The sequence below is a fragment of the Kitasatospora sp. NPDC001309 genome (assembly GCF_042896295.1).
In the GTDB taxonomy this organism is placed as follows: Bacteria; Actinomycetota; Actinomycetes; order Streptomycetales; family Streptomycetaceae; genus Kitasatospora.
The window spans coordinates 54,957-75,136 of the sequence record NZ_JBIAXC010000047.1 but is presented as its reverse complement, the minus strand read 5'-3'; the positions used below and the strand labels follow the sequence as shown (position 1 = coordinate 75,136).

General features: G+C 73.8%; 17 protein-coding genes and 1 pseudogene. 10 read left to right on the top strand and 8 right to left on the bottom strand.

Annotation, left to right across the window (positions count from 1 at the left end):
* Both ACFY2K_RS34780 and ACFY2K_RS34775 read left to right on the top strand, forming a co-directional pair.
* A pseudogene (locus ACFY2K_RS34780) lies at positions 1-1,167 on the top strand (hypothetical protein); the annotation flags it as partial.
* Positions 1,168-1,292: 125 nt separating this feature from the next.
* Positions 1,293-1,877 (top strand): hypothetical protein, encoded by a 585-nt coding sequence (locus tag ACFY2K_RS34775; RefSeq protein WP_380527613.1) that lies wholly within the window; start codon positions 1,293-1,295, stop codon positions 1,875-1,877.
* Positions 1,878-1,956: 79 nt separating this feature from the next.
* Here ACFY2K_RS34775 and ACFY2K_RS34770 read toward each other — a convergent pair whose 3' ends face one another.
* Complete coding sequence (locus tag ACFY2K_RS34770) at positions 1,957-2,838, bottom strand: winged helix-turn-helix transcriptional regulator (protein WP_380527615.1); 882 nt, start codon at positions 2,836-2,838, stop codon at positions 1,957-1,959.
* Positions 2,839-2,916: 78 nt separating this feature from the next.
* On the opposite strand from ACFY2K_RS34770, the gene ACFY2K_RS34765 reads away from it, so the two are divergent.
* Complete coding sequence (locus tag ACFY2K_RS34765; protein ID WP_380527617.1) at positions 2,917-4,203, top strand: MFS transporter; 1,287 nt, start codon at positions 2,917-2,919, stop codon at positions 4,201-4,203.
* A gap of 57 nt (positions 4,204-4,260) precedes the next feature.
* On the opposite strand, the gene ACFY2K_RS34760 is transcribed toward ACFY2K_RS34765, so the two are convergent.
* The gene (locus ACFY2K_RS34760) at positions 4,261-5,832 is read right to left on the bottom strand and encodes an alkaline phosphatase family protein (protein ID WP_387716622.1); all 1,572 of its coding nucleotides are present in this window, start codon (positions 5,830-5,832) and stop codon (positions 4,261-4,263) included.
* Between the two features lie 195 nt (positions 5,833-6,027).
* Between ACFY2K_RS34760 and ACFY2K_RS34755 the strand changes: the two genes are divergently transcribed.
* Positions 6,028-6,810 (top strand): GntR family transcriptional regulator, encoded by a 783-nt coding sequence (locus ACFY2K_RS34755; RefSeq protein WP_387716620.1) that lies wholly within the window; start codon positions 6,028-6,030, stop codon positions 6,808-6,810.
* A gap of 39 nt (positions 6,811-6,849) precedes the next feature.
* On the opposite strand, the gene ACFY2K_RS34750 is transcribed toward ACFY2K_RS34755, so the two are convergent.
* A complete protein-coding gene (locus ACFY2K_RS34750) occupies positions 6,850-7,689 on the bottom strand; it encodes an SDR family oxidoreductase (protein WP_380643923.1) in 840 nt (279 codons plus the stop codon).
* Between the two features lie 113 nt (positions 7,690-7,802).
* Between ACFY2K_RS34750 and ACFY2K_RS34745 the strand changes: the two genes are divergently transcribed.
* The gene (locus ACFY2K_RS34745; protein ID WP_380643924.1) at positions 7,803-8,267 is read left to right on the top strand and encodes a winged helix-turn-helix transcriptional regulator; all 465 of its coding nucleotides are present in this window, start codon (positions 7,803-7,805) and stop codon (positions 8,265-8,267) included.
* On the opposite strand, the gene ACFY2K_RS34740 is transcribed toward ACFY2K_RS34745, so the two are convergent.
* The 3 genes from ACFY2K_RS34740 to ACFY2K_RS34730 all read right to left on the bottom strand — a co-directional run bounded on the left by ACFY2K_RS34740 (position 8,243) and on the right by ACFY2K_RS34730 (position 12,271).
* Complete coding sequence (locus ACFY2K_RS34740; RefSeq protein WP_387716618.1) at positions 8,243-8,953, bottom strand: hypothetical protein; 711 nt, start codon at positions 8,951-8,953, stop codon at positions 8,243-8,245. The genes ACFY2K_RS34745 and ACFY2K_RS34740 overlap by 25 nt on opposite strands.
* A gap of 162 nt (positions 8,954-9,115) precedes the next feature.
* Positions 9,116-9,907 carry a hypothetical protein gene (locus ACFY2K_RS34735; RefSeq protein ID WP_387716616.1) on the bottom strand — a complete coding sequence of 264 codons (792 nt, stop codon included), beginning with the start codon at positions 9,905-9,907 and terminating at the stop codon, positions 9,116-9,118.
* Positions 9,908-10,177: 270 nt separating this feature from the next.
* Positions 10,178-12,271, bottom strand: a complete 2,094-nt coding sequence (locus ACFY2K_RS34730) for a glycogen debranching N-terminal domain-containing protein (RefSeq protein ID WP_387716614.1) — start codon at positions 12,269-12,271, stop codon at positions 10,178-10,180.
* A gap of 124 nt (positions 12,272-12,395) precedes the next feature.
* On the opposite strand from ACFY2K_RS34730, the gene ACFY2K_RS34725 reads away from it, so the two are divergent.
* The 4 genes from ACFY2K_RS34725 to ACFY2K_RS34710 all read left to right on the top strand — a co-directional run bounded on the left by ACFY2K_RS34725 (position 12,396) and on the right by ACFY2K_RS34710 (position 16,759).
* Entirely contained in the window at positions 12,396-13,430 is a 1,035-nt protein-coding gene (locus tag ACFY2K_RS34725; RefSeq protein WP_387716612.1) for a LacI family DNA-binding transcriptional regulator, read from the top strand.
* A 123-nt stretch (positions 13,431-13,553) separates the two neighbouring features.
* On the top strand, positions 13,554-14,807 hold the full coding sequence (locus tag ACFY2K_RS34720; RefSeq protein ID WP_380527633.1) for an extracellular solute-binding protein: 1,254 nt from the start codon (positions 13,554-13,556) through the stop codon (positions 14,805-14,807).
* Entirely contained in the window at positions 14,797-15,876 is a 1,080-nt protein-coding gene (locus tag ACFY2K_RS34715; RefSeq protein ID WP_380527635.1) for a carbohydrate ABC transporter permease, read from the top strand. The genes ACFY2K_RS34720 and ACFY2K_RS34715 overlap by 11 nt, the downstream gene beginning before the upstream one ends.
* Entirely contained in the window at positions 15,863-16,759 is an 897-nt protein-coding gene (locus ACFY2K_RS34710; RefSeq protein WP_387716609.1) for a carbohydrate ABC transporter permease, read from the top strand. The genes ACFY2K_RS34715 and ACFY2K_RS34710 overlap by 14 nt, the downstream gene beginning before the upstream one ends.
* A 156-nt stretch (positions 16,760-16,915) precedes the next feature.
* Here the strand turns inward: ACFY2K_RS34710 and ACFY2K_RS34705 are convergent, their stop codons facing one another.
* On the bottom strand, positions 16,916-17,074 hold the full coding sequence (locus tag ACFY2K_RS34705) for a hypothetical protein (RefSeq protein WP_380397864.1): 159 nt from the start codon (positions 17,072-17,074) through the stop codon (positions 16,916-16,918).
* On the opposite strand from ACFY2K_RS34705, the gene ACFY2K_RS34700 reads away from it, so the two are divergent.
* Positions 17,055-18,227 carry a hypothetical protein gene (locus ACFY2K_RS34700; protein ID WP_387716607.1) on the top strand — a complete coding sequence of 391 codons (1,173 nt, stop codon included), beginning with the start codon at positions 17,055-17,057 and terminating at the stop codon, positions 18,225-18,227. The genes ACFY2K_RS34705 and ACFY2K_RS34700 overlap by 20 nt on opposite strands.
* Positions 18,228-18,347: 120 nt before the next feature.
* Here ACFY2K_RS34700 and ACFY2K_RS34695 read toward each other — a convergent pair whose 3' ends face one another.
* A complete protein-coding gene (locus ACFY2K_RS34695) occupies positions 18,348-20,171 on the bottom strand; it encodes a DUF1003 domain-containing protein (protein WP_387716605.1) in 1,824 nt (607 codons plus the stop codon).
* Between the last annotated feature and the right edge of the window lie 9 nt (positions 20,172-20,180).

Genomic DNA, 20,180 nt, shown 5'->3' with positions numbered 1-20,180 from the left:
GGTGCCACCGTGCTCGACACCGTCGACCACGTCCGCACCCGGGCCGCGCGGATCGCCACCGGCGGGGACATCGGCGTCTCCCTGCCCGACTACGCGACCCTCACCGAGTCCTTCACCAAGGCCGCCGACGCCCTGCCCGGCGTCCACGCCTCCACCGCGGTCTGGGTCGACAAGGTCCGGGTCCTCGCCGCCGACCAGACCTACACCGACGCCTACCTGGTGATGGTGGTCGACCCGGCGGCCTACGCCGAGATCTCCCGGACCCTCGGGGTCGGCGAGTTCGACCCGGCGAAGCTGGCCGCCGCCCCCGGCGGCCGGGACACCCCGGTGCCCGCCCTGGTCAGCCGCGACCTGGCCAAGCGCCTGACCGCCACCGGGGCGTCCCAGGTGCGCACGGCCAACGGCAACGACCTGCGCCTCGGCGTCGCCGCGACCGTCGGCGCCACCGCCGCCCTGCCCGACCCCGGCGCGCCCTTCGCCGTGGTGGCCGCGGGCCCCGCCTGGGAGCGCCTGCCGGACACCCGGCGGGTGAACAGGTGGTTCGCCGTCGGCGGCGTGGATCCCGAGGCCGTCCGGACGGCGTTGCGCGGCAACGGCGGTGCCCAGCCGGTCGGCATGGCCAAGCTGGTCGCGGACGAGGCAACGGCCGTCGGCAAGGACGCGCACGGCCTGCCCGCCGGTTACGTCGTGCACAGCAGCCGGGACACCGCGGCCGCCCTGGCCGACGATCCGTTGCAGCACGCCGCCGAGCGGCTGTTCTGGTACGCGGCCGCCGCCGGAGCCGGCTACGCCCTGCTCGCCGTCCTGCTGACGCTGTTCCGCGCCGCACCCGACCGCACCGCCGTCCTCGCCCGCCTGCGCACCATGGGCCTGCGACCCCGCCAAGGACTCGCACTGATCATCACCGAGGCACTGCCGCAGACCCTCGCCGCCGCCGTCGGCGGCGGCCTGGCCGCCCTCGCGGCCGTCGCCCTGCTCGGCGGCGCCTTCGACATCTCCACCCTCGTCGGCGCCGAGGTCGGCGACGCCATCACCCCCGTCCTGCTCCCCGTCCTGCTGCCCACCACCGGCCTCGCCCTGCTGGTCGGCCTCGGCATCGTCCTGGAGACCCTCATCGCCGGCCGACGCCAGATCGCCACCGAACTCCGCGCCGGGGAACAGGCATGATCCCCGGTCGGGTGGTCGAGGAGGCACCGGGCAGCCCCGGCCTCCCGCCTCCCGCCTCCCGCCTCCCGTGAAGATCGCGTCGAACTTCCTGTTCGCAGACGACGCACCGGAGTAGCCTGCGACCCGTGAACGAACTGGTGTTCCGGGGCAAGGACTTGTTCCGCCCCTCCAAGTCCCGTCTGGTCGGCGCGCTCGCCTTCCTCGTCCTCATGGTGTCCGTCGGGATGATGCGCTCCGGGCCGGTGTTCGTGGCCTGGTCGCTCGGCACCGTCGTGGTGCTGTTCGTGCCGGTCTTCTACAGCTCGTGGCGAGGCTGGAGCCGGGTCGGGCCCGAGGGCGTGACGATCTGCTGGGGGTTCGGGGCCGGGCGCACCTACTCCTGGGCGGAGATCCGCTGGGTCGACGTCCGCACCACCGCGTCCAGCGGCCCGTACGCCGGCTCAGGACCGACCCGCGCGGCGCGGATCTTCACCACGGGCGGGCGCCGGCGCTCGCTGCCGGGCCTGTCCTGGAGCCCGCTGTACCCGACCGAGGACTTCGACGTGAACGTCCGGCGGCTGCGCACCTGGTGGGAGTCCAGCACCGAGGAGGCGCAGCGGGTCGAGCCCGGGAAGCAGTTCCGGGACCGGCTGACGCCGACCGCGGTCGCGATCGTCGCCGTCGTCCTGATCATGGTGGTCGGCTGGTTCGTGATCGCCTCGCGGTACTGACCGCCGTCCGCCGTAGCACAGTTGAGCGGGTGCGCTCCCGGCCGGGCCGGGGGCGCACCCGCTGTCGTGCGTCCGGGGGTCAGCGGCGCAGCCCGTCCAGCAGGGTGAGGACGTCCTCGACCGAGCCCGCGGGGTCGGTGACGGGGTAGAGCACGCCGCGCACGGTGCGGCCGGCGTCGAGGACCAGGGTGAGCCGTTTGAGGCGTTCGACGCCCGCGGCGCGGAAGGTGGGCAGCCGAAGCCCGGCGGCGAGTTCCAGGCCGGCGTCGGAGAGCAGCGGGAACGGGATCCGGGCGTGCTCGGCGAAGGCCGCCAGCTGGTCCGGGCGTTGGGTGCTGACGCCGTGGACGACGGTGTCGCGGGCGGCGAACTCGCCCATCCGGTCGCGGTAGGTGCAGGACTCCAGGGTGCAGCCGGGCGCGCCGGGGATGTCGCCCCAGCCGGGCGGCTGGTCGGCCCCGCCCGGGGCGTAGGCGCCGGGGTAGCAGTAGAGCACCGTCCAGGCGTGGTCCGCGGCGACCGGGTCGACCCGTCCGCCGGCGGCGGCGTCGAGTTCCAGTGCGGGCAGCCGGTGGCCGGTGAGGGCCGTGACCCGGCGGGTCTCGGCGGAGTCGGGGGTGCTGGTGGCAGAAAGGGTGCCGTCGCCCAGGACGTAGCGTCCGCCCCAGTCCTGGAGGGCGACCAGGACGGGCAGGAGTCCGCGGCCGCGGTCCGTCAGGTGGTACTCGTAGCGCGGCGGGTGCGGGTGGTAGAGCCGTTTCTCCAGGACGCCGTCGGCGACCAGGGCCTTGAGGCGCTCGGTGAGCACCTTGCGGCTGATGCCGAGTCCGTTCTGCAGGGCGTCGAACTGGTGGGTGCCTCCGGCGACGTCCCTGACCAGGAGCAGGGTCCAGGTGTCCCCGACCACTGTCAGGGCCTGGGAGATCGCGCAGTCGGGGTCCGCCGCTTCCGTGTGCCGCATGATCACCCAGTATAGTGAGTTCCTAAAGGGAACTCACTCGGTCCCGCTGGTGGACCGGTGGCGGCGAAGGGGCGGACGTTGACGACCGAGACGGTGGGCGCGGCGAGAACGGCGGATCCGGCGGGCGGGGACGGGAGCGGGGGCGGCGGAAGCGGCCCCGGGGCGGGGGCGTTCTGGCGCTACTGGACCGCCTCGACCGTCAGCCGGCTCGGCGACCAGGTGACGACGGTGGCCCTGCCGCTGATCGCGGTGGTCACCCTGCACGCCTCGGCCTTCGAGGTCGGACTGATCACGGGCGCCGCCTACGTCGCCTGGCTGGTGATCGGACTGCCGGCCGGCGTGCTGGTCCAGCGGCTGCCCCTGCGCGGCACCCAGGTGGCGATGGACCTGCTGCGGGCCGCCGCCGTCGCCTCGGTGCCGCTGGCCGCCGCGTTCGGGGTGCTGGGGCTGCCCCAACTGGTCGCGGTGGCCCTGCTGGTCGGCTTCGCGAGCGTGCTCTTCGACGTCGGCAACTCGACCTTCCTGCCCGCCGTCGTCCCCAAGGAGGAGCTGACCGCCCGCAACAGCCTGCTCTCCGGCAGCGTCGCCGCCACCGACCTGGCCGGGCCCTCGCTCGGCGGCGTGCTGGTGCAGCTGGTCGGCGGCGCGGCCTCGATGCTGCTGGACGCCGTCAGCTACCTCGCTTCGGCGGCCCTGCTGGGCACCCTGCCGCCGGTCGCACAGCCCGCCGCCCGGCCGACCGGCGGCGCCGGGATGCGCGAGCAGATCCGCGAGGGCTGGCGGTTCGTCACCCGGCACCCGGTGATCCGGCCCTGCGTGGCCGACGCCACCGCGGTGAACTTCGTCTGCGGCGGGCTGATGACGCTCACCCCGGTCTTCCTGGTCCGCACCCTCGACGCCCCGGCCGCCGCCGTCGGCGCCCTGATGGCCACCGGCGGGCTCGGCAGCCTGCTCGGCGCGGCCGCCACTCCCCGGCTGGTCGCGCGGTTCGGCAGCGGCACCGCGCTGCGCTGGGCGGCCGTGGTCGCCACCGCCTTCGCCCTGCTGCTGCCGCTCGCCGGGCCCGGGTGGGCGACGCTGGTCTTCGCGCTCGGCAACGCCGGGTTCTCGGCGGGGGTCGTGGTCACCAGCATCGTGACCCGCACCCACCGGCAGACCCGGACCCCGCCGGAGCTGCTGTCCCGGGTGATGGCCACGGTCCGCTTCGTCTCCTGGGGCGCCATCCCGGTCGGCGCCCTGGCCGCCGGGGCCGCCGCCGCGACCTGGGGACCGCGGACGGCGCTGCTCCTGGTCGCCGTGGTCAGCGTGGTGAGCCCGGTGATCCTGCTGGCCGGCCCGATCCGGCGGATGCGCGAGCTGACCTGACCCGGAGCCCGGGGCGGGGGCCGGCGCACGGCCCCCGCCCGCGGGCCCGAGGGCGGTTCAGGAGGCCGTGAAGGTCACCTGGTCGACCGTCCAGAAGGCACTGTTGGTGCCGGTGTAGCGGAACTGGAAGCGGGCGCCGGTGGCGCCGGCCGGGACGGTGACCGGCAGCTGCTCGACGGTGTTGAGGTCGCTGCGGTAGGACTTCACCAGCTGCGGGGTGCCGTTGTCGAAGACCACGTACAGGTCACCGGTCTGCGGCCCGTCCACCTTGTAGTCGGTCGCGAAGGAGAGCGTGCCGCGGCTCAGGCCGGACACCGGGTAGACCGGGCTGATCAGGGTGGAGTCGAACTGCCCGGCGCCGTGCGCCTTGTCGTCCCACTCGTCGGAGTCCGCGACGGCGAACACGTTGCGGGCGCGCACATTGGTCTCGCGGGACTGGTTCAGCTCGGCGGCGGTCCAGAACTCGTCGGTGGCGAAGGCCCAGCCGCGCCACTCGGTCACACCGCCGCTGGGCATCCGGGAGTTGTCGATGCTCCAGCCGGCCGGCGGGGTGTGGGTCCAGCCCTTCACCCCGGCCGGGATGCCGGTCTCGTCGACCCGGGTCTGCAGGTTCGGGCGCAGCGCGTCGAAGGCGTCCGGGGTGATCTCGTCGATCGGCCGGCCGTCGAGCTTCCAGGCGGGGTCGACGGCGACGCCCTCGTGCTTGAGGACGGTGGGGGCGATGTCGACCGGCTTGACGTCGTAGCGGCGCGAGCCGGGGGCGTAGCCGGCGCCGTCGGCGATCAGGAAGGTCTGCCGCTCGTTGGCGCTGTTGCCGCCGTGGCCGCCCGCGTCGGTGTGGCCGTGGTCGGTGGTGACGACGATCAGCCAGTCCTCGGAGCCGTACGTGGGGCGGGACTTGACGGCCTGCACGACCTGGCCGACCAGGCCGTCCACGGTGTGGATGGCGGACAGGTAGTCGGCGCTGGCGCCGCCGTGGGCGTGGCCGGCCTCGTCGACGCCGTCGAAGTGCAGGAAGGTCTCGTCGGGGTTGCCGTGGGCGAGGTAGTCCGCGGCGTCGGTGGCGGTCTTGCCGTCGTTCTCGCTCTCCGGGATGCGCAGGTCGGCGCGGCCGTTGAAGACGTTGGCGGTGATGGGGTTCCAGGAGCCGATCACCAGGGTGGAGTTGCCGGGGTCGGCGGCCTCCAGGCGGGTGGCGTAGTCGGGGTACAGGTCGAAGCGGGCGCCGGTGAAGGCGTTGTCCTTGACCTTGTGCTTGTCGGGCCACACGCCGGTGGCGATGGTGGACCAGCCCGGGCCGGACAGGGTGGGCGCCAGCGGGTTGGCGTACAGGTTGCTGGTGGCGGTCAGGCCGCCCGCCATCAGGGCCTTGAGGTTGGGCGCGTCGGCGGTGAGCAGCTTGTCGTAGCGGGTGCCGTCGACGCCGATGACCAGGGTCTTGGCCTGCTTGGTGCCGTTCGGCAAGCCCTGGTACGAGCCGTCGGCCGCGACCGCGGCGGCCGCACCGGTGGCGGCGGACCCGGTCACGGCGGTGGCGGCGGACGCCGAGAGCGGGATCAGCGCGGCGACGGTCGCGGCGACCGTGGCGGTGGCGAGGGCCGTGCTGCGGATGGAGCGGGAGGTGCGCAAGGGGGGCTCCCAACTGGGCATCGGTTCGGTGCAGTTGCACCAGCACCGAGAGTGGGGCGGCCGGGCGAGCACGAACCCTTGGCGAATCCACGGCGGCATGAACAACGGTCGAAATTCAGTCCAGACCGGTTATCGTTTCGTGACCTTCGCCCGGCCGCCGAATCCCCCGCCCCGGCCGCTCGATAGGCTTGCGCGGTGAACCAGCCCACCCCCCGGCCCGGCCCGGAACCCGCCCGCGCCGGCGTCCCCGAGCACGGCCGGGTGCCCAAGTACTACCTGGTCAAGGAGCGGCTGGAGGAGCTCCTCGGCGAGCTCGGCCCGGGCGGCCGGCTGCCCACCGAGGCCGACCTGGCGCAGCGTCACGGCGTCGCCCGCGCGACGGTCCGCCAGGCCCTGCGCGAGCTCCTGCTGGAGGGCCGACTGCGCCGCCAGGGGCGCGGCACGGTCGTCGCCGGACCGAAGATCGAGCAGCCGCTGTCCCTCACCAGCTACACCGAGGGCGTCACCCGCCAGGGCCTGCGCCCCGGCCGCACCCTGATCACCCTCGACCGCCTGGCCGCCGACCCCGCGCTGGCCGGGCGCCTGGCCGTCGCCGAGGGCGAACCGCTCTGGCACCTGGAACGCGTGCTGCGCGCCGACGAGGAGCGCGTCGGACTGGAGTCCACCTACGTGCCGGTGGCCCGAGTGCCCGGCCTGGCGACGGACTTCGACCCCGAGGGCTCCTTCTACGGCTACCTGCGCGCGCACGGCGTCCACCTCGGCACCGCCGACGAGCGGATCGAGACCGTCCTGGCCACCCCGCGCGAGGCCCTGCTGATCGGCACCCCGCCCGCGCTGCCGATGCTGCTGCTGCACCGCCGCAGCCTCGACGCCGACGGCCGCCCGCTGGAACTGGTCCGCGCCCTCTACCGGGGCGACCGGTTCAGCTTCACCCTCGCCCTCGGCGCCCCGCCGCCCGGGGACGACGAGCGGCCCTGACCGGCCGGGCCCGACCGGCCGGGCCCGGCGGACCCGACCTCAGCGGAACGCGGCGACGTTGCGCGCGGCCCAGTCCGCGAAGGACCGCGGCGGCCGACCGAGGACCCGCTCGACGTCCGGGCTGATCCGGGTCTCGGCCGGGCTGGGCGAGCCGAGGATGTCCAGGGTGTCGTCGGCCAGCTCCGCCGGCATGGCCCGGGCCATGCCGGCCCTGGCCTCCTCCCGGCTCAGCTCGTGGAAGCGCACCGGCTCGCCCAGCGCGGCGGCCAGGGCCGCCGCCTGCCCGCGCGGGGTGATCACCTCCGGCCCGGTGAGCTCGTAGCGGCCGCCGCCGTGCCGCTCGTCCAGCAGGCAGGCCGCCGCCACCTCGGCGATGTCGGCCGGGTCGACGACCGGCACGCCGACGTCCCCGAAGGGCGCGGCGACCAGCCGGTCGGTGCGCACCGAGTCGGCCCACCAGAAGGCGTTGGAGGCGAAGCCGCCCGGCCGCAGGATGCTCCACTCCACGCCGGCGGCGCGCAGCTTGTCCTCCAGCGCGCGCAGCGCGATCCGGGTCCGGCCGAAGGGCCTGGTCACCACGCCCTGGCTGGACAGCAGGACGATCCGCCGGACGCCGGCGCCCACCGCGTCGGCGACCAGGTCGGCCGGGCCGGCCCCGGCGCCGTGCAGGTCTCCGGAGAGCAGCAGGAACAGCGCCTCCGCCCCGGCCAGTACCGGCTTGAGGGCACCCGGCTCGGCCAGGTCGGCCGTCACGTGGCGGACGCCGTCCGGCACCGCCGCCGCCCGCCGCGACACCGCCGTCACCTCCCGGCCCGCCTCGGCCAGCGCCCGGGTCAACGGCCGGCCGATGTTCCCGGTGGCTCCGGTCACCACGATCATGTTCTGCTCCCACTACTCGTCTGTTCGTCCTGCTCGGAGGTCGCTCCGATGCCCTCAACCTAGGAGCAGCGACTTACTTTTGGTAAGGACATACCTCGAAGTAAGCTCCACACATGAAGGAAGGCCCGCAGTACAGAGCGGCCGCACCGGGGGGCCGGTATGACGTGTTTCACACCGACTGCCCCGCGCGCACCGTCGTCGACCACGTGACCAGCCGATGGGGGATCTGGGTGCTGATCTCCCTGCGGAACAACGACCTGCGCTTCTACGAACTGCGCGAGAGCATCCAGGGCATCAGCGAGAAGATGCTCACCCAGACCCTGCGCGCCCTGGTCCAGGACGGCCTGGTCCGGCGGGAGGTCGCACCGACCACACCGCCCCAGGTCAGCTACGGGCTCACCGGGTTCGGCCGCGAACTGGGCGAGCCGCTCAAGGAACTGTTCGACCGGATCACCCGGCGACTCCCCCCGCTCGGCAGCGACTCGGCGTCCGGCGGCGGTTCGGCGCCCGACGGCGTTTCAGCGCCCGACGGCGGCTCGTGGACGGCTCAGGCTCAGAGCCCGCTCGGCCAGTCGTAGCCGCTCGGCACCTTCACGGCGGCGTTCTCCGCGGCCGTGCCGTACACCAGGGCGATCTCGTCGTGGGCGTGCAGCACGATCGCCGCCGGGTCACCGCCCACCGCCTTGCCGTCCACGTACGCGGTGAGCGCGTGGGTGGCGTCGGTGCGCAGCCCGCCCAGGTGGTCCGCGGAGGCGGAGACCTGCCACTCGGTCAGGAACTGGCCCAGGGTGAAGTCGGCGGCCACCGGCGACTCGATGTGGACGACCCCGCTGGTGTCGTGGGTGTGCAGCGGGCTGATCCGCTGGGCGCTCTCGTCGATGCCGACCAGCGCGGGGACGGTCACGGGCTGCCCGTCGGCGTAGACGTCCAGGTGGGTGTGGATGTGCAGGGCGGTGCCCTCGGCGCCGAGCATCGGCAGGCCGGCCGCCTTGACGGCCGCCGCGACGTCGGCGGGCGCGTCCCAGGGCGGCGGGGTGGTCCGGCCCTCGGCGGTGGTCCGGGGGTGCGCCGGGACGCCCGACGGCGCGGAGCTGCCCTGGTTGTCGGCGATCACGACGGCGATCACGCCGACCACCGCGAGCACCACCAGGACGACCAGACCGCTCACCAGCCACCGCCTGGTCCGCGCGTGCCGGACCTCCGCGGCCCGGAGCGCGGCCACCCGGCCCTTGCGCCCGGACGGCTCCGGGCTCTGCGCTGACATCGGTGCGGGCCTCCTCGATCGAGGCTGCTGTCCCTCTCAGCCTCGCAGAGTCCGCCCGGGCGGGCGCGCCGAGCCGGCCCCGGCCTCGGAGCCCGCCGCGAAGGCCGCGGCCCCGGCTCCCCGCACGGGGGAACCGGGGCCGCGGTCGGCGCGGGCGCGCGGTCAGTGCTGGCCCGGGTAGCCCTGCTGGCCCGGGTACGGCACGTTCGGGACCTGCGGCGGGTACGGCTGGCCCTGCGGCGGCACCTGGGCGCCCGGCTGCGCCGGGTACGGCTGGGCCGGCGGGTAGGCCTGCGGCGGGTACGGCTGGCCCGGCTGCGCCGCCGGGTACGGCTGGTGCTGCGGCTGCTGCTGCGGCGGGTACGGCTGCGCCTGCGGCGCGCCGAAGCCCTGCTGCGGCTGCTGGTGCGGCGGCTGCTGCTGCGGGATCATCTGCTGGCCGGGTGCGGCCTGGACGCCCATCGGGTACGCCGGCGGCGGGAAGCCCTGGTTCTGCGGCGTGTCGAAGGGCTGCGAGCTCGGGTCGATCGCCCCGGGCGGGAAGGCCGCGCTCAGCTGGTCCATCTCGGCCCGCCAGATGCGGTGGATGTTCAGGCGCACCGGGTTGGCGCTGCCCGGCATCTGGACGTACATCGAGCTCCAGATGCTCGCCCGCTTGACCCGGCTGACCGGGAAGGCCTGCCGCGGGAAGGCCGCGACCACGTCGCCGGGCCGGTTGTTCCAGCGGTTGGCCGAGTTGATCACCACGTGGCTGTTGGTGAGCGTCAGGAAGTAGTACCTGCGGGTCAGCACGATGATCAGGCCGACGAGCGGAATCTCACCGAGTGCGGCCGCGAGCCACGGGCTGGGCCCGCTCTCCGCGTGCACGCAGGCGATGAAGGTCTCGCCGGGCGGCGCCACCTGCGACAGCTTCTCGATGACCTGGGCCTTCTGCTTGGCCCGGAGGAATGCCATGGTCTTCTGTACCTCTTACCCCGTCTTGTCCGCCGACTCGGTGCGGCGGGAAATCGGCTGAGGTTAGCAGGTGGTGATGACACCTCGGACACCAGTGCCCCCGGGGCGGCCGGGGCCCCGCCGGGCAGATTCCCGGCGGGGCCGAGTCGGCACACGGAGCACCCGACGCCGGCCCGGGCGGCGGGCGTTCGGCGAGGTCGGGCGGCCGTCGGCGGGCTGACCGTCCGTCCGCCGGGCGACGCAGGACCTTCACAGGAAATCACGAAGCCCTCAGACCGTGATGACGGTGAACCCCTCCGGGGCGCGCAGCCGGACGGCGCCGGTGTGGTCGGTCTCCACCTCGATCGGCAGCCCGGCCACCGTCAGCCCGCTGATCCGCAGCGACTCGTACCCGGCCGGGACGCTCCCGCGCACCCACAGCCGGCGCCCCGGAGCGTCCGCGGCGAGCCCGAGCAGCGCCTGCAGCACCAGGACGGCGGAGGCCGCGGCCCAGGCCTGCGGGCGGCAGGAGGCGGGGTACGGGACGGGGCGGTGGTAGCGCTCGCGCGGGTGGCCGCCGTACAGCTCGGGCAGCCGGTGGTCGAAGGCCGCGGCGGCGCGCAGCAGTCCGGCGGCCAGCGGCGCGGCGTCCTCGGGCCGGCCGGCCCGGGCCAGTCCGTGCACGGCGACGGCGGTGTCGTGCGGCCAGACCGAGCCGGTGTGGTAGCCCAGCGGGTTGAAGCCGGCGGTGGCGGCGTCCAGGGTGCGCAGGCCGAAGCCGCTGTCCAGGCCGGGGGCGGTGAGGCGCTGCGCGACCAGCGCGCTCTCCTCGGCCGAGAGCAGGCCGGTGCCGAGCAGGTGGCCGAGGTTGGAGGCGACCGAGTCGACCGGCCGCTTGTCGCGGTCGAGGGCGACGACCGGGTGGCGGCCGTGCTCGTCCTCGGTCCAGAACCGGTCGCGGAAGCGCTCGCGCAGCCGCTCGGCCCACTGCCGCCAGCGCTCGGCGCCGGGGCGGCCGAAGGCCTCCAGCAGGTCGGCGGACTTGACGGCGGCCTCGTGGGCGTAGGCCTGGACCTCGCTGAGGGCGATCGGGGCGGCGGCGATCCGGCCGTCGCGGAACCGGATGCCGTCCGAGGAGTCCTTCCAGCCCTGGTTGGAGAGGCCGCGGCCGGTGCTGTCGACGTACTCCAGGAAGCCGTCGCCGTCCGCGTCGGCGTACCGCTCCAGCCAGTCGAGGGCGGCCTCGGCGTGCGGGAGCAGGTCCTCGACCTCCTCGGCGGGCAGGCCCCAGCGCCAGGCGTCGTGCAGCAGCAGGAGCCAGAGCGGGGTGGCGTCGGCGGTGCCGTAGTAGCTGGGCGGCAGGTGGGAGCCGGTGTCGAGGTGCTGCTCGGCGCGGCGGACCTCGTGCAGGATCTTGCCGGGCTGCTCCTCGGTGGCCGGGTCGACGGCCCGGCCCTGACGGCGGGCCAGGGTGCGCAGGGTGCCGGCGGCGAGGTCGGTGCCGAGCGGGAGCATCATCCGGGCCGCCCAGAGCGAGTCGCGGCCGAACAGGGTGAGGAACCAGGGCGCTCCGGCGCCGAGGAAGGTGTCGGCGGGGCGCAGCGGGTCGGTGAGCAGCAGGCCGCGCAGGTCGTGGTGGGAGCGGGTGAGCCAGTGGGCGAGGTGGTGGTCGCGGCCGGTGATCTCGGGGGTGCTCCAGGGGGTGGTGCGGGCGGCGGGGAAGAGGTCGCCGTCGCGGTGTTCGGCGGTGCACTCCAGGACGGCGTGCCAGCTCCGGCCGGGGGCGAGTTCGAGGTCGTAGCCGAGGGTGCCGCTGGCGGGGTCGAGGTGGTGGGGCGGAGGGGTGAGGGTGAGGGCGGCGGTGAGCGGGCCGTCCTGCCAGCGCAGGCCGTCGGCGCCGTGGGCGCGGGGCTCGACCGGGGTGCCGGGGCGGCCGGCCTTGACGGTGTCCATGGCGGCGAAGTCGCTCTCGGCGCGGATCTCCAGGCGCAGGCGGGCGGGGCGGGTGCCGGCGTTGTGGAGGGTGCAGTGCTCGACCAGGCGGCCGGGGTGGAGTTCGCGGCGGCGTTCCAGGGTGGTGGCGGGGTCGGCGGTCCCTTCGCCGAGGCCGCGCAGCACGGTGACGAAGACGGTCCGCCCGTCCGGGAGTTCGGCGGTGGCGATCGGGGCCTCGGGAACGCCGGGGGCACCGATCTCCAGGCGGGAGAGGATGCGGCGGTCGCCGTGGTAGAAGCCGTCGGCGCCCTCGCCGATGCGGCCGTCGGGGCGGGCGGCGCAGAAGCTGGGGGCGGCCACGGAGAGCCGGGCGTCGTGCAGGAACGGCTGGAGGTCGGTCGCGGGCATGGTCTCCTCGTTCTCGGTGCGGGGCTTGACAGTTGCTTCCACCCGGGCGCAACCTTTCTGCCATTGGAGCGTTCCAAGACATTAACTCCCCTGGTGGGGTTGATGGAACCCCCGCTTGGAACGCTCCAAGCCAAGCCCTGTGGCGACAGAACCTAGGATCACCGTCATGCATGCACACTCATCGCCCAGGAGCGGGCCCGGGTCCGCGGTGACCCTCGAAATGGTCGCCGCCCGGGCCGGCGTGGGCCGTCAGACGGTGTCCAACGCGATCAACTCGCCCGAGCTGCTGCGCCCGCAGACGCTGGAGCGGGTCCGGCGCGCCATCGACGAACTCGGCTACCGCCCGCACCGGGCCGCCCAGGCGCTCAAGACCAGGGCCAGCCGGCTGATCGGCTACGGCATCCGCTCCAGCAGCACCGGCGTCCCGACCCCGGTCCTGGACCAGTTCCTGCACTCGCTCTCCGAGGCCGCCGACCGGGCCGGCTACCGGGTGGTGCTGTTCGCCGTCGCCCCCGGGGACGACGAACTCACCAGCTACCAGCAGCTGCTGGACGAGCACGGCGCCGACGGCTTCGTGCTCAGCGGCACCGACCGCGGCGACCGCCGCCAGGGCTGGCTGCACGAACGCGGCGTCCCCTTCGTCGCCTTCGGCCGCACCTGGTCCGGCAAGGACGTCGGGGACTGGGTCGACGTGGACGGCGCCGCCGGCACCTCGGCGGCCGTCCGCCACCTGGCCGGGCTCGGCCACCGCCGGATCGGCTTCCTGGGCTGGCCCAAGGGCTCCGGGGTCGGCGACGACCGCGCCCGCGGCTGGCAGGGCGCGATGCGCGAACTGGACCTGTCCACCCGGGGCCGCCGGGTGGAGAGCCCGGACGACCCGGAGCACGCGACCGAGGCCGCCGGGAAACTGCTGGCCGGCGGTGCGACCGCCGTCGTCGCCGCCAGCGACACCCTCGCGCTCGGCTGGTACCAGGCGTTGCGCCGGGCCGGCCGCACCCCCGGCCCGGAGGCCGCCGTGATCGGCTTCGACGACTCCCCGATCGCCCCACTGCTCTTCCCCTCGCTCTCCAGCCTCGCCCAGCCGCTCGACGCGGTCGGCCGGGTCTGCATGCAGTTGCTGCTGGAGCGCCTCGGCGACCGCGGGCGGCCCGTCGAACACGTGCTGCTGGAACCGGAGCTGGTGCTGCGCGACAGCGCGTAGCGCCCGCGCCCTCCCCGCGCCCCTTCCCCGAAACCCCGCCACCGAGGCCCGCCGCCGAGGCCCGCCCGAAGCACCCGTCCCCCGAAGGCCGTCCACCACCCACCACCCCGCAAGGAGACCCGCATGGCCACCTCCCGCACCCTCGCCGCGGCCGCCGTCTGCACGGCCGTCGCCCTCGGCGCCGTCACCGGCTGCTCCTCCTCGGGCGGATTCGGCGACACGTCGGCCAAGCAGTCCTCCGGCGCCGGCCAGAGCCTGACCGTCCTGATCGCCAGCTCCGGCGAGGCCGAGACCGCGGCGGTCAAGGCCGCCACCGCCGCCTGGGCGCAGCGGACCGGAAACACCGTCACCGTGCAGATCGCGAGCAACATCAACCAGCAGCTCGGCCAGGCCTTCGCCGGCGGCAACCCGCCGGACCTCTTCTACGTGAACTCCGACCAGTTCGCCAACTACGCCAAGGGCGGCTCGCTGTACGCCTACGGCGATCAGATAGCCGACGCCGCGGACTTCTCCGAGCAGCTGCGCAAGGCGTTCAGCCACGACGGCAGGCTCACCTGCCTGCCCAAGGACAGCTCCACGCTGGCCCTGGCCGTCAACACCACGCTGTGGCAGCAGGCCGGGCTCACCGAGGCCGACTACCCCACCACCTGGCAGCAACTCGCCGACGACGCCGCCAAGCTCACCAAGGACGGCGTGACCGGCCTGGTCACCGCCCCCGACTACCAGCGGCTGGGCGCCCTGTTCAAGCAGGCCGGCAGCTGGATCACCAACCCCGAGCAGACCGCGATGACCGCCGACGCCCCCGGCAACCGGCAGGCGCTGGAGTACGTCCAGGGCCTGTTGAAGGCCGGTTCGGCCAAGTACGTCGCCGAGGTGGACGCCGGCTGGGGCGGTGAGGCGCTCGGCAAGGGCAAGGCCGCGATGACGATCGAGGGCAACTGGCTCAAGGGCGCGATGGCCAAGGACTACCCGAACGTCCCGTACAAGGTGCTCCCGCTGCCCGCCGGGCCGGCCGGCCCCGGCACCCTGGCGTTCAGCAACTGCTGGGGCATCGCCGCCAAGAGCCGCCACCAGGCGGCCGGCGTCGACCTGGTCCGGCAGCTCACCTCCGGCGACCAGCAGCTGGAGTTCGCCAAGGCCTTCGGCGTGATGCCCTCGCGCACCAGCGCGCTCGCCGCCTACGCCGAGAAGTACCCGGAGTCCAAGGCCTGGGTGGACGGCGTCGCCCACGCCCAGCCGCCGGTCACCGTCCCCGGGTTCAACCAGGTGCTCACCCAGTTCAACACCGACCTCCAGTCGCTGCGCACGGCCGACCCGGCGGCAATCCTGGCCGCCCTCCAGCGCAACGGCGAGCAGGCCGTCAAGAATGCCCGCTGACCCCCGCCCCCGCGTCCGACGCGGCGTGCGCGGCCTGCGCGAGGGGGCCTGGGGCTGGCTGTTCACCGCCCCCATGGTCCTGGTCCTCGGCCTCTTCATGGTGCTGCCGATCGCGATGGCGCTGTGGGTGAGCCTGCTGCACTGGGACGGCCAGTCCAACCCCTTCGACGGCACCGCGGACTTCGTGGGCCTGGACAACTACCGCCGGCTGTTCACCGTGGACGGCCTGGACCGCACCCTGTTCGCCACCTCGCTGCGCAACACCCTCTACTACGTGGTGCTGACGGTGCCGCTGCAGACCGTGCTGGCGCTGGCCCTGGCCCTCGCCGTCAACCAGCGGCTGCTGCGCGGCCGGGGCGCCCTGCGCACGGTGTTCTACTTCCCGTCCGTCACCAGCTCGATCGCCGTCTCGACGGTCTTCCTCTTCCTGTTCCAGGGCAGCGGCGCCGTCAACCGGATGCTGGGCTGGGTCGGCGTCGAGGGCCCCAACTGGTTCGCCGACCCGCGCGGGCTGGTCTGGCTGGTGCTGGGGTGGTTCGGCGTGGACCAGCCCGCGCCGACAACCGGCGGCCCGCTCGGGCTGGCCTGGTCGGAGTGGTTCGCCGGGCCCTCGGTCGCGATGTGCACCCTGATCCTGATGGCCGTCTGGACCACCTCCGGCACCTTCATGCTGATCTTCCTGGCCGCCCTCCAGGACGTCCCGCGCGAACTGGAGGAGGCCGCCGCCCTGGACGGCGCCGGCCGGCGCCAACTGCTGCGCCACGTCACCCTTCCCGCGCTGCGGCCGGTGCTGTTCCTGGTGCTGACGCTGGGGCTGATCTCCACCTGGCAGGTCTTCGACCAGGTGTACGTGATGGGCAAGGGCGCGCCCGGCAACACCACCCTCACCCCCGCCTACCTCTCCTACTCCTCCGGCTTCGACAACGCCGACTACGGGCAGGGCGCCGCCATCGCGTTCGTCCTGCTCGGCCTGGTCCTGCTGCTCACCGCCGTGCAGCGGTGGGCCCTGCGGGAGCGGGACGGCGCCCGGGGGCCCCGCCCGAAGGGAGTCCGCCGTGCGGCGCGCTGACCACCGGACGGGCCCGGAACGGCCCGTGCTCGCCCGCTTCCCCCGGCCGCTGCGCCTGCTCGGGTACACCGCGCTGCTCGCCTTCGCGCTGCTCTACCTGCTGCCGTTCCTCCTGCAGTTGGCGAACAGCTTCAAGACCGACCCGGACGCGGCCGCCCACCCGATGACGCTGCTCCCGGACGGCGGCACCCTCGACTCCTACCGCCGGCTGTTCGGGCTCGCGCACGGCGTGGAGAACGTGCCGTTCCTCGGCTGGCTGGGCAACAGCGTGCTGGTGACCGTCCTGGTCACGGCCGGGCGGGTGCTGTTCGACTCGATGGCGGGCTACGCCCTGGCCCGGATCGCCTTCCCCGGCCGCCGGCTGCTGAACGGCTTCGTGCTGGCGGTGATGGCGGTGCCCGGTGTGGTGCTGCTGATCCCGAAGTTCCTGGTGCTCAAGAGCTTCGGGATGTTCGACACCTACGGCGGGATGGTGCTGCCGCTGCTGGTCGACGCCGCCGGGATCTTCATCATGCGGCAGTTCTTCGTCTCGGTGCCGCGCGAGATCGAGGAGGCGGCGCGGATCGACGGCGCCGGGACGTTCCGGATCTTCTGGTCGGTGGTGCTGCCGATGTCCCGGCCCTCGCTGATCACCCTGACCGTGCTCTCCTTCCAGGGCTCCTGGAACGAGTTCACCCATTTCCTGGTCTCCACCCAGTCCAGTGGGCACGACACCCTGACGACGGGTCTGGCGCACTTCGTCTCCGGCGGCCTCGGTTCCGGGACGCAGTACCCGCTCAAGCTGGCGGCGGCACTGGTCTCCACCGTGCCGGTGGCGGTGCTGTTCTTCTGCTTCCAGCGCCATTTCGTCCGGGGTGCCAACTCCGGCTCGTCGAAGGGATGAAATCCGGCCAAAAGGTATCGATATCGGCCCGATCAGTTAAAGCCGGGGTCAAATAATCGCGTGCCTCCTTGCTGATAATGTGATCACCTGTGTATGCGCTGCGGCGTTCTTCACCGCAGGGGAGGGAATGGCCTGACCCGTTTCACTCAGGCCCCGTCAGACCAGGAGTTCCACCATCAACACCGCCATCCGCACGGCCGCCCGCGGTGCGCTGCCCGTCGCCGTCACCGCCTCCGTCCTCGCCACCGGCCTCACCGCCTGCGGCACCGCCGAGCAGCTCTCGGCCGGCCAGAAGGTGTCGAAGGCCTTCGGCAAGGTCGGTGACGGCAAGTCCGCCGGTTTCACGCTCTCCGTGGACGCCACCCCCGAGCAGATCGTCGCCTTCACCAAGGCCACCGGCGACGAGGCGATCGACGAGCAGAGCGCGAAGGGTCTGTCCGGCCTCTCGGTCTCCGTCGCGGTCGCGGCCGACAAGCCGCTCAAGGAGGTCGACGCCTTCAAGAACACCGGGGCGGACGACCAGAAGAACCAGCAGGACATCACGCTCGACAAGTCGGTGCGGATCTCCTACCTGATCGCGGACAAGAAGGGCACCCCGCTCCTGGAGTACCGCCAGGTCGACGCCAAGGGCTTCCTGCACCTCGACATGAAGAGCGTGCTCAAGCTCACCGGCCAGGACCCGGCCGAGGTCGACACCGTCGCCAAGGACCTCTCCCCCGACATGGCCCCCGCCAAGAGCCTGCTGACCGGCGAGTGGGTCTCGCTCGACCTCCAGCAGCTCGCGGACGAGGCCAAGAAGGAGGACGGCGCCAAGGGCGGCAAGCCGGAGGCCGTGCCCTCGGTCGACCCGGCCGCCGGCAAGGAGCTCCTCAACTCGCTCAAGGACGTGTTCAACCGGACCGTCACCTTCGAGGACAAGGGCAAGAAGGACGGCACCGAGCACATCTGGATGAGCGCCCCGGCCCGCCAGGCCGTGGACGAGCTGTACAAGGCCGTCAAGCCGCTCTCCGCCAAGTTCCCGCAGCAGTTCAAGAAGTTCCCGACCGAGGCCCCGACCGACGTCCCGGACCGCAAGGTCGGCGTCGACCTGTACCTCAAGGACGGCGCGCTCAACTCGGCCACCTTCGACCTCGCGCAGCTGGAGAAGAAGGTCGACCCGGGCGTCAACTTCCCGGTGAAGCTCGCCTTCAACCAGGACGCGCCGAAGGTCGAGGCCCCGGCCGATGCCACCAGGATGACCAGCGAGGACCTGGTGAAGACCTTCCTCGTGCTGGCCTCCGGCGGCGAGGACCCGAGCGCCGAGGGCGACGCCACCGGCGTCCCGCCGTTCACCACCGAGGCCGCGCCGCTGACCGACGCCCAGCTCAAGTCGCTGGCCGCGCTCGGCATCCCGGAGGCCCAGGCCAAGGCGTTCAACAAGATGGGCCTCGGCTTCGAGGACATCAAGGCCATGGCCGAGGAGAAGTGACCCGCTCATGAGGGGCACCGTCCTGGCCGTCCCCACGGACGCCCCTGACGCGCACTCCTGACCGGCGCCTCCGACGCACCGACCGGCCGGCCGCTCCCGCGGTCGGCCGGTCGCGTCCGTTCAGCCGCGCTTGCGCGGGCCCGTCCTGGCCCGAGGCCGAGCCGTCGCGGCCTCGGGCTCGCCCAGGCTCGCGGCCCGGACGGCCTCCATGGCGGCCACCTCGTTCGGCACCCGGGTACGGGCGCCCAGGCCGAGGATGCCGCCCTCCTCGTTGGCGTCCGCGACCACGGTCGCGATCTCCCACAGGAGCTCCCGGTACCCGGCGAGCTCGTCCGGCGCCCGCTCGGCCACGATCCCGGTGGCCGAGCGGATCGTCTCCAGCGCGGGCCCGCGGTACTCGGCGTAGCGGGTGTCGGGCCGCAGCCCGGTGTCGAAGGTCGAGGCCGCCGCCAACTCCCGGACGAAGCGCCGCGGATGGGTGCTGCTCGCCTCGCGCAGCAGCTTGACGATCGCTATCACCTCCTCCGGGTCCGCGACGCCCTCGGCGAGCGCGACCAGGACGCCGGAGGCCATCAGGGCCCGGCCGAGGGTGGCCCACTCCTCGGGGGTGAAGTCCAACTCCCCCGCGCCGTCGGCGACCCGGCCGATCCGGATCACCTGGAAGCCGACCTCGGCGAGCACGGCGGGGATCAGCCGCACCGACTCCACCGTCCGGCCCCGGGCCCGGTCCGACAGCTCCTCCCAGGGCAGGAACGCCGCCCGGCCGTCCCGCTGGCCGGGGAGCAGCGCCTCCGGTTCGGCGCCCGTGCCGTAGCGGTGCTCGTGCTCGTGCTCCAGCCGGGCCAGCACCTCAGCCTCCTCCTCGGTGAAGTCCTCGAAGCCGCCGACGGCGTCCGGGGCGACCCGCTCGGAGGTGGGCACCATCAGGCAGCCGACCGCGGCGAGGCGCTCGCCGAGCTGGCGGGCCTGGCGCCGGTTGGCCGTGCGCAGTTCCTCGGGCAGGTCCTCCCAGGGCAGCAGGGCCGGGCGGCTGCCCGCCTCCTCGCCGTCCTCGACCGCCGCCGCCACCCGGCTGCGGTGGATGGCCCGGGCCAGCTGCCGGGTGACCTGGGCGTCGGTGTAGTCGGCCAGGCTCTCGATCACCCTCCCCTGCGCCTCCAGCCGGGCCTTCATCCGGCCGCACTCGTGCAGCACGGCCTCGGCGTCCAGCAGGGTCTGCTCGGCGCGGCGGTCGCCGGCCTTGCCCAGCACGTCCTGCCCGACCATGATCACGATCATGAAGACCAGCTGGGCCAGGGTGGACAGGAAGCTCATGAAGGCGAACGGGTACGGGTCGAAGGTCTGCACCCCGAGCTGGGACAGGCCGATCCACAGCACCTGGGTCACGGCGGCGAGGTAGAACGCCCACATGCTGCCCAGCCGCCCGGTCAGCCAGGCGGCGATCCGCCCGTTGGTCCCGGCGGCCTGGTCCAGGGCCTGCGGCGGCGGCTGCACCCGGTGCCGCTGGATCCACGGGTGCCCGCTGGTCTCCAGCAGGCTCACCCCGCGCCCGAGCGCCCGGTCGTGCCGGTCCAGGTGCGCCTGGAGGTCGGCGACCTTGGCGAAGATCGCCTCGGCGTTCTCGTAGGTCTGCACCGCCCGGCGGTCGGCGGCCTGGCCCAGCACCCGCTGGCCGACCAGGATCGCCAGGCAGAGCACCAGTTGGACGACGTTGTCCAGGAACAGCAGGAAGCCGAAGGGGTAGGGGTCGATCGAGTGCAGCGGCCCCCAGGTCGCCAGCGCCATCCAGCCGGCGACCAGCACCAGGGTCACGTACAGGGCGGGCATCGAGCCCACGGCCCGGGTCAGCGCGGCCGCGATCGCGCCGTTCAGCCCGACCTGCTCGTCCGCCACCGTCACCGGCTGCTGCCGCGGCTGGTCGATCGCCGTACCGGCTTCCGTCACGCCAGCTCC

Excerpts from the sequence above, each read along its gene's own strand:
- ACFY2K_RS34770 (WP_380527615.1), bottom strand. The coding sequence starts at position 2,838 with ATGCGGCACACGGAAGCGGCGGACCCCGACTGCGCGATCTCCCAGGCC.
- ACFY2K_RS34750 (WP_380643923.1), bottom strand. The coding sequence starts at position 7,689 with ATGATCGTGGTGACCGGAGCCACCGGGAACATCGGCCGGCCGTTGACC.
- ACFY2K_RS34745 (WP_380643924.1), top strand. The coding sequence starts at position 7,803 with ATGAAGGAAGGCCCGCAGTACAGAGCGGCCGCACCGGGGGGCCGGTAT.
- ACFY2K_RS34740 (WP_387716618.1), bottom strand. The coding sequence starts at position 8,953 with ATGTCAGCGCAGAGCCCGGAGCCGTCCGGGCGCAAGGGCCGGGTGGCC.
- ACFY2K_RS34735 (WP_387716616.1), bottom strand. The coding sequence starts at position 9,907 with ATGGCATTCCTCCGGGCCAAGCAGAAGGCCCAGGTCATCGAGAAGCTG.
- ACFY2K_RS34725 (WP_387716612.1), top strand. The coding sequence starts at position 12,396 with ATGCATGCACACTCATCGCCCAGGAGCGGGCCCGGGTCCGCGGTGACC.
- ACFY2K_RS34720 (WP_380527633.1), top strand. The coding sequence starts at position 13,554 with ATGGCCACCTCCCGCACCCTCGCCGCGGCCGCCGTCTGCACGGCCGTC.
- ACFY2K_RS34715 (WP_380527635.1), top strand. The coding sequence starts at position 14,797 with ATGCCCGCTGACCCCCGCCCCCGCGTCCGACGCGGCGTGCGCGGCCTG.